The organism is Streptomyces fradiae (assembly GCF_041270065.1).
Classification (GTDB): Bacteria; Actinomycetota; Actinomycetes; order Streptomycetales; family Streptomycetaceae; genus Streptomyces.
The window spans coordinates 4,220,134-4,232,139 of sequence record NZ_CP065958.1 but is presented as its reverse complement, the minus strand read 5'-3'; the positions used below and the strand labels follow the sequence as shown (position 1 = coordinate 4,232,139).

The following is a 12,006-nucleotide window of genomic DNA, read 5'->3' as shown; positions in this document are numbered from 1 at the left end:
CGCCGATCGCCTCGGGGTTTCTCCGGACAGGGGCGCGCGGGTCGCGCGCGCCGCCGGCTTGTCCCCAGGCTGTGGACGGGCGGGCGGGACGGGCAGGCGCCCGCAGGTCGCGGCGGGCCCGACCACCTGGTCGTACGGGAGAGGGGGCGTGCAGGCACCGGCCCCGGCCCCCGACCCTCGGAGGCCCCCCTAGGCCGGCAGCGACCGTGCCGTCGGGATCAGCGGCCCCGGCACCGCGCGGTGCCGGGGGGCGGCGGTGCCCGTCCAGCAGGAGCCGCGGCGGGCGAGGAGGCGGCGGAGCCAGAGTTCGGTGGAGATCAGGTCGGCGAGGCCGTCGAGGGGGACGGGTTCGCCGTCGGTGGCGGCGCGCAGGGCGCGGCGGACCACGCGGGCCTCGATCAGGCCCGCGTCGGCGAGGAGCGGCGCGTCGAAGAGGGCCAGCAGGTGGGGGAGCGCGGCGCGCAGGCCCGCGCGGGTGGCGGCGGCCGGGACGGCGGGGTGCGGGGCGCCCCAGCCGGGCGGAAGGTCGTGGATGCCGGCGCCGGCGAGGACGGTGCGCAGCACGCCCGCGCGCGCGTCGGGCTGGACCCGCAGCGATTCCGGCAGGTCGCGGCAGGCCCGTACCACCTGGTTGTCCAGGAACGGGGCGTGCAGGCGCTGGCTGCGGATCTCCGCCGCCTGCTCCAGGACCCGCAGGTCGGCGGCGGACCGCGCGAGGGCGGCACGCGCGCGTGCCTCGCCCGGGCGCTGCACGGAGGCCGGCAGCGTGGCCGCCCGGTTGAGCCGGACCGACACCTCGGCCAGCGCCTCCCCGGTCAGCCAGCGCGCCGCGGGCCCCGGCCGGGACCAGGCGAGCGCGGACAGCGAGGCCTCCAGGGGGCCGTGCGCCCCGGCGGGCGCCCGGTTGGCCTCGAGCACGCGCGTGGCGGCGGCCTCCAGACCGGTCCGGTACGGCGTACGGGCGAGCCGGCGCGCCGCCCGGTAGACCTGCAGCGGCACCAGGAGCGCGCCCGCCGACGGCCCGCTGGCCTTGGCGAGCGCGGTCACCGGCCGCACCAGGGAACGGCGCCGGCGGTCCATCAGGAGGTCGGCGAGGCGCGCCGGGTGGGCGTCCAGGACCTGCCGGGCCCCGAAGCCGGTGAAGTGGTCGGCGCTGCCGCCCGCGAGCCGCCGCCGGTGCCGTTCGGCCGTCACCAAAGAGGGGCCGGGCTCGTCCGTCAGCGGCCCTTCGAGCTCGGCGTACGGCAGGGCCTCCTCGCCCGCCGCGACGACCACGTGGTGCAGCCGCGGGTTGGCGGCGATCTCGCGGGCCCGGCCCAGCTCCTCCTGACTGCCGGGCCCGGTCAGGTCGTTGAAGGTGACGGCAAGGAGCCGCTCCCCCGCGCCCGTGCCGTGCCCGAGGACCGTGCCGGGCACCCCCGGCAGTCCGGCCGCGAGCAGCGCCAGGGTGCCCGACGCGCTGCCGCCGGACAGATCGGCGCCGATGCCGGGCGCGGGCGCGCCGCCACGGGCCGCGCGCCGGTCGGCGGGCCCCATGCCGGGCACCGGGCCCGGGTCGGGCAGCGGCACCTCGGGCGCGTGCCGTGGCGCGGTGAGCCGGGCCCGTACCGCGTCGACCAGCGCGTCCCGCACCGCCTCCACGGCCTGCCGCGGATCGGCCTCGGGCGCGGCCACGGCGAGCGAGGCGACCGTCTCGTAACCGGTGATCTCGCGGGAGCCCTCGCGCAGGATCAGCGCGTGCCCCGGCGGCACCCGGCGGACCCCCTCGTACGGGGTGGAGTCGCGCAGCGCCTCCGGGGTCTCGGGGCAGGCGAGGAGCGCCGCCAGGTGCCCGATGTCGAGCTGCGCCTCGGTGAGGTCGGCGAGCGGCAGCGCGGCGGTGCCGAAGGCGGTGCCGCCCGCCCACGGGGTGTGGAACACCGGCCGGGCGCCCGCGAGATCACCGGTGACGGTGATCCGGCGGCCGGTCTTCACCACGGCGGTGTAGCTGCCCGCCCAGGCGGTCAGATGCCGCAGTGCGCCCCCGCGCGCGGTCAGCAGTCCGCGCCGCAGCTCCTCGTCGCTCGCGGCGCAGCAGCCGAGGACGGCGAGCCGGGTCTGCGCGTCGACGTCCACCAGGCGCACCTCGTCGGGCCGCCAGTCGCCGACCGCCCACAGCGGATCCGGGTCGCCCCACAGGAGTTGCGCGCCCACCGGGTGCACCGTGCGCCCCTCGCCCGGGTCACCGACCGCGCCGGCGGATCCCGGGGAGCCGGGCGGCGCGGTGGGCGCGGCACCGAAGCGCGCGGCGACACTGCTCCAGCCCACCAGCCACCGCATCGCCGCCTCCACAAAGGTCGAGTGGAGGACATGCTGCCATGCCGACGGCGCACAGGGGGTATCACGGGTCGCATCGCGACAAGCGCGAATGCGCCCCTGGCATGGGCCAGTTGAGACGACTCACCGAACCATCGGAATTCGGCCAATCTCAACTGCCCGGCGGGGCGGGGGTTTGTGCGACAGTCCGGGAGGCGAACGCCTCCCGGAGCCGTCCGCCGCCCGCGGGGATTGGGGCGACGGTGTCCCCCAGCCCACCCGGTCCGGGACATCGGTCCTCGGCCAAGTGGGCCGACCCACGCAGCACTCATGGAAGCGCTCCCCCGGGTCACGGACGAGAGCGCACGGGCGGGCGCACGGCCACACGGCGGGAGCACGAGGAACCCGGCGCGGACCGCCGCTCATTCCATCCCACAACAATCTCGCCATACGGAACACCGCCCCTTAACGGTCGGGATCCGGCGAACTACGCTGTGCTTACGAATGCCGCACGCCTATGCCCGGCGTCGTGGCGGCGTCCGGGTGTCGTTGTCGAGGGGTGGCGTCATGTCCAGGGAGCAACGCGGGCCGAACGAAAAGCTCGGCACGGTTCTCGCCCTCGCGGGAATCAGCAATGCCGGGCTCGCCCGGCGCGTCAACGATCTCGGTGCGCAGCGGGGCCTGACGCTCCGCTACGACAAGACCTCGGTGGCCCGGTGGGTCTCCAAGGGGATGGTGCCGCAGGGCGCCGCCCCCCATCTGATCGCCGCCGCCATCGGCCAGAAGCTCGGCCGGCCCGTCCCGCTGCACGAGATCGGGCTCGCCGACGCCGACCCGGCGCCCGAAGTGGGCCTCGCCTTCCCGCGCGACGTCGGCGAGGCGGTCCGCTCCGCCACCGACCTGTACCGGCTGGATCTCGCCGGCCGGCGCGGCGGCAGCGGCATATGGCAGTCCCTCGCGGGCTCCTTCTCGGTGAGCGCCTACGCGACGCCCGCCTCCCGCTGGCTGATCACCCCCGCCGACCCGTCGGTCGAGCGCCCGGCCCCGCGTCCCGCACCCGTGGCCCCCGGCCCGGGCCCGGCAGTCGCTGGGGTGGCGGGGGCCGAGATCGCGGAGCACGCGCGCGTGGGACACAGCGACGTCGCCAAACTGCGCGAGGCCGCCGAGGACGCCCGCCGCTGGGACTCCAAGTACGGCGGCGGCGACTGGCGCTCCTCCATGGTCCCCGAGTGCTTACGCGTGGACGCCGCACCCCTGCTGCTCGGCTCGTACTCCGACGAAGTCGGCCGCGCCCTGTTCGGCGCCACCGCCGAGCTGACCCGGCTCGCCGGCTGGATGGCCTTCGACACCGGCCAGCAGGAGGCCGCCCAGCGCTACTACATCCAGGCACTGCGGCTCGCCCGCGCCGCCGCCGACGTGCCGCTCGGCGGATACGTCCTGGCCTCCATGTCGCTCCAGGCCACCTACCGGGGCTTCGCCGACGAGGGCGTCGACCTCGCCCAGGCCGCCCTCGAACGCAACCGGGGCCTGGCCACCGCCCGCACCATGTCCTTCTTCCGGCTCGTCGAGGCCCGCGCGCACGCCAAGGCCGGCGACGGCAGCGCGGCCGCCGCCGCGCTCAAGGCCGCCGAGGGCTGGCTGGAGCGCTCCCGCGAGGGCGACCCCGACCCGAGCTGGCTCGGCTTCTACACGTACGACCGGTTCTGCGCCGACGCCGCCGAGTGCTACCGCGACCTGAAGCTGCCCCGGCAGGTGCGCCGCTTCACCGAACAGGCGCTGTCCCGGCCCACCGAGGAGTACGTGCGCTCGCACGGCCTGCGGCTCGTGGTGTCGGCCGTCGCCGAGCTGGAGTCCGGCAACCTGGACGCGGCCTGCGCCGCCGGCACGCGCGCGGTGGAGGTGGCCGGACGGATCTCCTCCGCCCGCACCACCGAGTACGTACGGGACCTGCTGCACCGGCTCGAACCGTACGGGGACGAGCCCCGCGTCATGGAGCTCCGCGAGCGGGCCCGCCCGCTGCTCGTGGCCCCCGCATGACCGGCCCGACGCCGTCGCGGCGGCCGGGCCGCGACCGGCCCGCACCGGCGTGACACTCGTCCCACGGTGCGGTCGGTTTAGCCGGGATGTCAGTGGGCCAGTGCACTATCAGGGGTGGGAGGTGGCGCTGGTGTCCAGGTCGGACCGCTACGACTGTGACGTGCTCGTGATCGGCGGCGGGATCGTCGGTCTGTCAACCGCGTACGCGATCACGCGCGCCGCGCCCGGCACCCGGGTCACCGTCCTGGAGAAGGAGCACGCCCCGGCCCGCCACCAGACCGGGCGGAACAGCGGCGTGATCCACAGCGGGATCTATTACCGGCCCGGCTCGCTCAAGGCCCGCTTCGCGGTCGAGGGCGCGGCCGAGATGGTCAAGTTCTGCGCGGAGTACGGCATCCCCCACGAGGTCACCGGGAAGCTGATCGTCGCCACCGACCGCGAGGAGCTGCCCCGCCTGCACGCGCTCGTGCAGCGCGGCCGGGAGAACGGGATCCCGGTCCGCGAGCTCGGCCCCGCGCAGATCACCGAGTACGAGCCGCGGGTGCGCGGCCTGGCCGCGATCCACGTCGGCAGCACGGGCATCGTCGACTACGGGCAGGTGGCGGCCAGGCTCGCCGAGGCCTCCGGCGCCCGCATCCTCTACGGCTCGCCCGTGGCGCAGATCGACCGCCGCCCCTGGGGCGTGGCGGTGCGCACCGCCGCCGGGCGGGTGGTGCGCGGCCGGGTCCTGGTGAACTGCGCGGGCCTGCACTGCGACCGGGTCGCGCGGCTCGCGGGCGACGACCCGGAGATGCGGATCGTCCCCTTCCGCGGGGAGTACTACGAGCTGACCGACCCCTCCCTGGTCCGCGGCCTGGTCTATCCGGTGCCCGACCCCGCCTTCCCCTTCCTCGGCGTCCATCTGACCCGCGGCATCGACGGCGGCGTCCACGTCGGGCCGAACGCGGTCCCGGCGCTCGCCCGCGAGGGCTACGGCTGGACGGTCGTCCGCCCCCGCGACCTCGCCGGCACCCTGGCCTGGCCTGGCAGCTGGGCCATCGCCCGGGAACACTGGCGCTACGGGGCGGGCGAGCTGCACCGCTCCCTGTCCAAGCGCGCCTTCACCGAGGCGGTTCGGCGGATGCTGCCGCTCGTCGAGGAGCGCGACCTGCGCCGGACCACCCCGGGCGTGCGGGCCCAGGCCGTCCTGAAGGACGGCACCCTGGTCGACGACTTCCTGATCCGGGAGTCCACCCGCACCGTGCACGTGCTCAACGCGCCGTCCCCGGCGGCGACCGCCTCGCTGCCGATCGGCCGCGAGGTCGCGGGCCGGGCGCTGGCCCAGCTGTAGGGCGCGCGGGCGCCCGACCAGCGGATGCAGCCGGCGGGGCCCGCCCGCCGGCGCCCGCGGCCCGGCAGGACCCGCGCCCCGCCCCGTAGAATCGGGGCATTGTGTCTGAGCAGCCTGAGAACACCCCGCACACCGCCCCGGTCCCGGCCCCTGCCCCCGACTCCGCCGGAGAACGCGAGCAGCACGACGAGCAGCGCGCCCAGCAGCGCGTCGTACGGCTCGGCAGCCAGCGGTTCGCGCCCGGCGAGGGCCCCCTGCCGGACCCGGCGGGCTCGCACTACGAGCGGCGGATCCGCAGCTTCCAGCCGCGCCGCAGCCGGGTCACCGCCGGCCAGGCCGAGGCCATGCTGAAGCGCTGGCCCGACTGGGGCCTCGACATCGACGGCAAGCGGGTGCTCGACCTGGACGAGATGTTCGGCGGGCTGCCGGTCGTCCTGGAGATCGGCTTCGGCATGGGCGAGGCCACCGCGCAGATGGCCGCCGCCGACCCCGGTACCGGCATCCTCGCCGTGGACGTCCACACCCCCGGCCAGGGCAATCTGCTCGGCCTCGCCGACCGGAACGGGCTCACCAACGTCCGGGTCGCCAACGGCGACGCGATCATCCTGCTGCGCGAGATGCTCCCGCCGGAGTCCCTCGCCGGCTGCCGGGTCTACTTCCCGGACCCCTGGCCGAAGAGCCGCCACCACAAGCGGCGCCTGATCCAGCCGGACTTCCTCACGCTGCTCGCGCCCCGGCTCGCCAAGGGCGGGCTGCTGCACTGCGCCACGGACTGGGAGCCGTACGCGGAGCAGATGCTGGAGGTGCTGACCGCGCACCCCGACTTCGAGAACAGCCAGGCCGACGGCGGCTACGCGCCCCGGCCCGGTTTCCGGCCGCTGACCCGCTTCGAGGGCCAGGGCCTGGACAAGGGGCACGTCGTCCACGACCTGCTGTTCCACCGCCGGTAGCCCCGGCGCCGGGCACGGCACCGGGCGCGACACCGTCCTCGACACCGGCCCGTCGTCGAGGACGGTATCGAGGACGGTATCGAGTTATCCACAGGCTGGAAGAACCCCCTCGCCGCTGTCGGTGCCGCTGGTTAGGGTCGTTGCGTGTCGTCGAATCGCATCGCAGGACCTGCCACCGGACCCGCCACGGGTCCGGTCGCCGAGCCTGCATCCGTCCCCGCGCAGGCGGGCGCCCCCACCCGGGCGTTCGTCCCCGCGCCCGCTCCCGTGCCCGAGCTCGAGAGCGAGCAACCGGACTTCGCCGCCGTGCCGGAGCGGTCCAAGTGGCGCTACAAGCCGCGCAGGGTCTGGCGCAGCCGGCTGGTCCGGGCGATCGCCCTGATCACCGTGCTCGCGCTGTGCGCGCTGGTGATCCTGGCGATCGTGCGCAAGGAGACCGGCACCGAGGGCTTCCTGGTGGGTCTGGGCCTCGCCGTGCTGCCGGTGCCGCTGCTCGTGTTCGCCTTCCGCTGGCTCGACCGGGTCGAGCCGGCCCCGTGGAAGAACCTGCTGTTCGCGCTCGCCTGGGGCGCGTTCGCCTCGACGCTGGTCGCGATCTTCGCCAACTCCTTCGCCGTGGAGTGGATCAGCAGCGCCACCGCCGATCCCGGCTCCGCCGAGTCCCTCGGCGCGACCGCCGTCGCACCCGTCGTGGAGGAGACCGCCAAGGGCGCGGCGGTGCTGCTGCTCTTCCTCTTCCGCCGCCGGGACTTCACGGGCCCGGTCGACGGCCTGGTCTACGCGGGCTTCACGGCCACCGGCTTCGCGTTCACGGAGAACATCCTCTATCTGGGCAATGCGTTCGGCGAGGACCAGGATCTCGGCTCGGGCGGGCTCGGCACCACGATGGCCACGTTCTTCGCGCGGGTCATCATGTCCCCTTTCGCGCACCCGCTGTTCACCTCGCTCACCGGCCTCGGCCTCGGCTTCGCCGCGCTGCTCCCGGCCGGTGCCCGCTTCCGCCGCACCCGGCTGTGGCTGCTGCCGCTGGCCGGCCTGCTCCTCGCGATGGGCCTGCACGCCATGTGGAACGGCTCGGCGACCTTCCACCCGCTGGCCTTCGTCCTGGTCTACGGCATGTTCATGGTGCCGGTCTTCGGCCTGCTGACCTGGCTCGCGATATGGAGCCGGCAGAAGGAGCTGCGGACGATATCCGGCGAGCTCCCGGCCTACGCGACGGCCGGCTGGCTCGCCCTCGACGAACCGCTCGCGCTCTCCTCGATGCGGGCCCGCTCGATGGCCCGCGGCTATGCGGCCCGCGCCTTCGGCAAGCCGGGCGCGCAGGCGGTCGGCGAGTACGAGGCCTTCGCCACCACCCTGGCCTTCCTGCGCCACCGGGCCCGCCGCGGCCAGGTCCCGCAGGACTTCACCGCCCGCGAGCAGGAGCTGCTGCACCACCTGTGGCAGCGCCGCCAGGTGGCCTCGCCCGCGCTGACGTACGCGGCCCGGGCGACGGGCCAGGTGTGGTCGCCGCCGCAGTACCTGGACTACGGCGGCTTCAACCCGTACCGGAGCTAGCGGCCACGGGCGGGGGCCCCGGCCACCGGCCACGGCCTCAGACCGCCGACGCCTCCGTCAGGGTGGCGAGCTCCGCCTCCGTGAGCTCCAGGTCGGCGACCGCGACGAGGGCCGGGAGCTGCTCGACCGTACGGGCCGAGGCGATCGGGGCGGCGACGGTGGGGCGGGAGGCGAGCCAGGCGAGGGCGACGGTGGCGAGCTCGGCGCCGCGGGCCTCGGCGACCGCGTCGAGGGCGGCGAGCACCCGCCGGCCGCGCTCGGTCTCCAGGTGCCGGCCGGCACCGGCGGCGCGGACGCTGTCCACGGTGCTGCCCGCGCGGTACTTGCCGGTGAGGAAGCCGGCCGCGAGCCCGTAGTACGGCACGGCCGCGAGGCCGCCCTGCTCGACGACGTCGAGGAGCGGGCCCTCGTACGTGTCGCGGGAGACCAGGTTGTACTGCGGCTGGAGCGCCACGTAACGGGTCAGGCCCTCAGCCTCGGCGAAGTCGAGCGAGGCCCGCAGCCGCTCCGGGGAGATGTTGGAGGCGGCGACGGCGCGCACCTTGCCGTCCTTCACCAGCTGGTCCAGGGCGGTGACGATCTCCTCCACCGGGACGGACTCGTCGTCGAAGTGGGTGTAGTAGAGGTCGATGTGGTCCGTGCCGAGCCGGCGCAGCGACTCCTCGGCGGCGGCCTTGATGGTGGGCGCGTCCAGGCCCTTGAAGCCGGGGTGGGCGCCGACCTTGGTGGCGACGAGGATGTCGGAGCGGTTGCCGCGGGAGGCCAGCCAGCGGCGGATGACCGTCTCGGACTCGCCGCCCTCGTTGCCCTCCGCCCAGGCCGAGTAGACGTCGGCGGTGTCGACGAAGTTGCCGCCGGCGGCGGCGTAGGCGTCGAGCACGGCGAAGGACTGCGCCTCGTCCGCGCTCCAGCCGAAGACGTTGCCGCCGAGGGCGAGCGGGAAGACCTGCAGGTCGGAGGTGCCGAGTCGGCGCAGAGAAGTCATACGGAGATCAACTCCCGGCGCCGCCGCCGCTATTCCGCATGCCGACCCGCGGGACTCAGCCGTACCGGATCCGACGTACCGGACTCAGACGGACAGGCCCTTGTCCTGCAGCCAGCCCATCGGGTCGATGCCGGTGCCGGACGGGGTGTGCACCTCCAGGTGGAGGTGGGGGCCCGTGACGTTGCCCGTGGCGCCGACGCGGCCGATGGTCTCGCCGGTGCCGACGGACTGGCCGACGCCGACCGTCATGGAGGAGAGGTGGCAGTACCAGACCTCGGTGCCGTCCTCGAGCTCCAGGACGATCCGGTAGCCGTACGAGCCGGACCAGCCGGCCGACTTCACGGTGGCGCCGTGCACGGCCTTGACCGGGGTGCCGGTGGGGGCGGCGAAGTCGAGGCCGGTGTGGTAGCCGGAAGACCACATGGAGCCGGCCTGGCCGAAGGTGGAGGTCAGCGTGTACGAGGAGGTCGGCAGCGCGTAGCTGGCGGCGAGCTTGGCCAGGCGCTCGGCCTCGGCCTTCGCCGCGGCCTCCTCCTCGGCCTTCTTCTTCGCCTCGGCGGCCGCCTTCTCCGCCGCGTCGGCCTTGGCCTGGGCCTCCGCCGCCGCCTTCTCGGCCGCGGCCTTCTCCGCCGCCTCCCGTTCGGCGGCGTCGGCGGCGGCCTGCTGCTGCTCGGCCTGCTGGAGGATGCGGGCGCGCAGCGCCTCGCCGGCGTCGGCGGTCGTCTTCGTCCCGGTCGCCGCCTCGCCGCCGCCGGCGCCCTGCGCGGCGGTCTCGGTGGTGGTGTAGGTCAGCGCGGTGAGCGGCTGGGTGTTGTTGCCCGCGGTGTCGGCGGACTTGTGGTCGTCGGAGCCGATCAGCGCGCCGACACCGGGCAGGTCCGAGGCGTCGGGCAGGTCGACGTCCGGGAGGGCGATCGAGACCGGGGGCTTCTGCTGCGCGGTGGCCAGACCGCCGGCACCGACCGCGGCGATGACGCCGACACCCAGAACGGTGGAGGAACGCGCGAAGTTGGAGCGCTGCTTCACGACACGGTGTCGTCCGCCGGATCGGTTCTGCGCCCGCAGGGAGTCCTCGGTGGGGTTCCACTCCTCCGCGCCCCCGTCCAGGGCGCCCGCCGCACCGGCGGCGTCGTAGGAGGCGAAGGGGGTTTGCGGAGCAGGGGTGTTGGACGCCACGGAGGCGCTCTCCTTTCCTTCCTTCTCGCCTACCGGGTTAGCTGACGGGTTCGGAGCAGGAAGGTCTCCTACGGGCCTGCCGCACGTGTGCGGTGAGGCCCGATTCACCCCAAGTGGTGGTTCCCCGGTTCCCTTGCGGAATTCGGCGCACGCGCACGGTGCCGTCTCTTGCGACGGCTGTGACGACCGCGCTGCGTTATCGAACGTTAATAGACACGGCCCTCCGATTCCAAGCTGTTCCTCTTGATCATTAGCTGAATTGGGAGGGAATCGCCCGAGTTGAACGCCCCTCAGAAAGCAAGCCGTTCACACAAGGAATCTGACGTTACGTCAATTGTTATCGCAGGGAGACCCTCCGACTACCCCCCGTCATCGCCCCGCGCATCGCCCGGGTGTCAGCCGTCCTCACCCGTCGTCGCCCGGCACCACCGGCATCGTGCGGCGCCGCTCCGGCTGGCCCGCCGCCGGGCGGCTCACCGCGAGCAGCGCCATGTCGTCCGTCGTGGCCCCGCCCGTGTACCGGCGCACATCCGCCACCAGCGCGTCGAGCACCTCCTCGGGCCCGGGGAAGATCCGCCCCGCGAGCCGCCCCTTCGGGTCGTAGAACGCGCCCGTCGCGTCCCGCGCCTCCGAAAGCCCGTCCGTGTAGAACAGCAGCGTCGCGCCCGGCGGGTACGGGGTCACGTCCGCCCGGTCCGGCCACACCGCCAACTCCCCCATGCCCAGCGGCAGCGCGGCCTCGCTCGGCAGCAACGGCTCGACCCCGCCGTCCGCGTGCAGCAGCAGCGGCTCCGGATGCCCCCGGTTGACCACCCGGACCACCCGGTCGCCGCCCGGGATCTCGGCGAGCACCGCCGTCGTGAACCCCTCGAAGGCGTCGAACCCGGTCCGCCGCGTGGCCTCCCGGGCCAGCGCCCGTTCGAGCCGCTCCGCCACGCCCTCCAGGGTCGCCTCCTGCTCGGCCGCCTCCCGGAAGGCGCCGATGACCACCGCGACCGCCTCGACCGCGCCGAGCCCCTTGCCCCGTACGTCGCCGACCACCAGCCGTACCCCGAAGGGCGTGTCCTGGACCGCGAACAGATCGCCGCCGATGAACGCGTCGGCCTGCGCCGCCTCGTACCGAGCCGCGATCTGCAGCCCGCCGATCCGCTCGGCCGGCGCCGGCAGCACCGCCCGCTGCGCCGTCTCGGCGATCACCCGCGCCGACGCGAGCCGTTCCCCGCTGCGCCGCACCACCCGGCTGATGAACACCGCGAGCGCCGCGACCGTGAGGACCGTGAAGGACTCCGTGAGCGACTGGATCGTGTGGGCGGTGGAGTCGTAGTGGTGCAGCCCGACGCTGGCCACGACCGCCACGATCCCGGTGAGCAGCGTCGTCAGGGTGGAGAAGAACGGGGCGGCGATCAGCGGCGCCGCCGAGAACAGCGGCGCCGCGGTGTACACCGGCGGAGTGGTCAGGTCGTAGACGATCCCGCCGACGATCACCAGCGGGGGCAGGGCCCGCAGGAAGCGCCGGGCACCGCGGTACGAGCCGGGGGCGCCGTCGCCCCCGGGCCAGACCCCCGGCACACCACCGGGCCCGCCCGGCGCTCCCGCTGCTCGCCCCACCTGTGCTCTCCCTGACCTGGATGCGCTGCGCCCGGCCGCGAACAGCACCGGGACCACCCCAGGGTCCG

At 74.9% G+C, this 12,006-nt stretch carries 8 protein-coding genes and 1 riboswitch; of the genes, 4 read left to right on the top strand and 4 right to left on the bottom strand.

Features of this window, described 5'->3' with window-relative positions:
* Nucleotides 1-189: 189 nt before the first annotated feature.
* Nucleotides 190-2,319 carry an asparagine synthase-related protein gene (locus JAO84_RS19235; RefSeq protein ID WP_370413978.1) on the bottom strand — a complete coding sequence of 710 codons (2,130 nt, stop codon included), beginning with the start codon at nucleotides 2,317-2,319 and terminating at the stop codon, nucleotides 190-192.
* A 543-nt stretch (nucleotides 2,320-2,862) separates the two neighbouring features.
* Between JAO84_RS19235 and JAO84_RS19230 the strand changes: the two genes are divergently transcribed.
* The 4 genes from JAO84_RS19230 to JAO84_RS19215 all read left to right on the top strand — a co-directional run bounded on the left by JAO84_RS19230 (nucleotide 2,863) and on the right by JAO84_RS19215 (nucleotide 8,169).
* On the top strand, nucleotides 2,863-4,332 hold the full coding sequence (locus tag JAO84_RS19230; protein WP_370413977.1) for an MFS transporter: 1,470 nt from the start codon (nucleotides 2,863-2,865) through the stop codon (nucleotides 4,330-4,332).
* Between the two features lie 130 nt (nucleotides 4,333-4,462).
* Entirely contained in the window at nucleotides 4,463-5,662 is a 1,200-nt protein-coding gene (gene lhgO, locus JAO84_RS19225; RefSeq protein WP_370413976.1) for an L-2-hydroxyglutarate oxidase, read from the top strand.
* 101 nt (nucleotides 5,663-5,763) lie between these two features.
* Nucleotides 5,764-6,612, top strand: coding sequence for a tRNA (guanosine(46)-N7)-methyltransferase TrmB (gene trmB / locus JAO84_RS19220; protein ID WP_370413975.1), 849 nt, complete (start codon nucleotides 5,764-5,766; stop codon nucleotides 6,610-6,612).
* A 267-nt stretch (nucleotides 6,613-6,879) separates the two neighbouring features.
* Complete coding sequence (locus JAO84_RS19215; RefSeq protein ID WP_370416808.1) at nucleotides 6,880-8,169, top strand: PrsW family intramembrane metalloprotease; 1,290 nt, start codon at nucleotides 6,880-6,882, stop codon at nucleotides 8,167-8,169.
* Between the two features lie 37 nt (nucleotides 8,170-8,206).
* Here JAO84_RS19215 and JAO84_RS19210 read toward each other — a convergent pair whose 3' ends face one another.
* The 3 genes from JAO84_RS19210 to JAO84_RS19200 all read right to left on the bottom strand — a co-directional run bounded on the left by JAO84_RS19210 (nucleotide 8,207) and on the right by JAO84_RS19200 (nucleotide 11,938).
* The gene (locus JAO84_RS19210; protein WP_370413974.1) at nucleotides 8,207-9,154 is read right to left on the bottom strand and encodes an aldo/keto reductase; all 948 of its coding nucleotides are present in this window, start codon (nucleotides 9,152-9,154) and stop codon (nucleotides 8,207-8,209) included.
* An 84-nt stretch (nucleotides 9,155-9,238) separates the two neighbouring features.
* Nucleotides 9,239-10,330 (bottom strand): M23 family metallopeptidase, encoded by a 1,092-nt coding sequence (locus JAO84_RS19205; RefSeq protein WP_370413973.1) that lies wholly within the window; start codon nucleotides 10,328-10,330, stop codon nucleotides 9,239-9,241.
* A gap of 11 nt (nucleotides 10,331-10,341) precedes the next feature.
* Nucleotides 10,342-10,488, bottom strand: a riboswitch (cyclic di-AMP (ydaO/yuaA leader).
* A 247-nt stretch (nucleotides 10,489-10,735) separates the two neighbouring features.
* Nucleotides 10,736-11,938: a PP2C family protein-serine/threonine phosphatase gene (locus JAO84_RS19200; protein ID WP_370413972.1), complete on the bottom strand. Its 1,203-nt coding sequence runs from the start codon at nucleotides 11,936-11,938 to the stop codon at nucleotides 10,736-10,738.
* Nucleotides 11,939-12,006: the final 68 nt, after the last annotated feature.

What these genes read in the sequence shown, in the direction of transcription:
- JAO84_RS19235 (WP_370413978.1), bottom strand. Translation starts at nt 2,319, where the DNA reads ATGCGGTGGCTGGTGGGCTGGAGCAGTGTCGCCGCGCGCTTCGGTGCC.
- JAO84_RS19230 (WP_370413977.1), top strand. Translation starts at nt 2,863, where the DNA reads ATGTCCAGGGAGCAACGCGGGCCGAACGAAAAGCTCGGCACGGTTCTC.
- JAO84_RS19210 (WP_370413974.1), bottom strand. Translation starts at nt 9,154, where the DNA reads ATGACTTCTCTGCGCCGACTCGGCACCTCCGACCTGCAGGTCTTCCCG.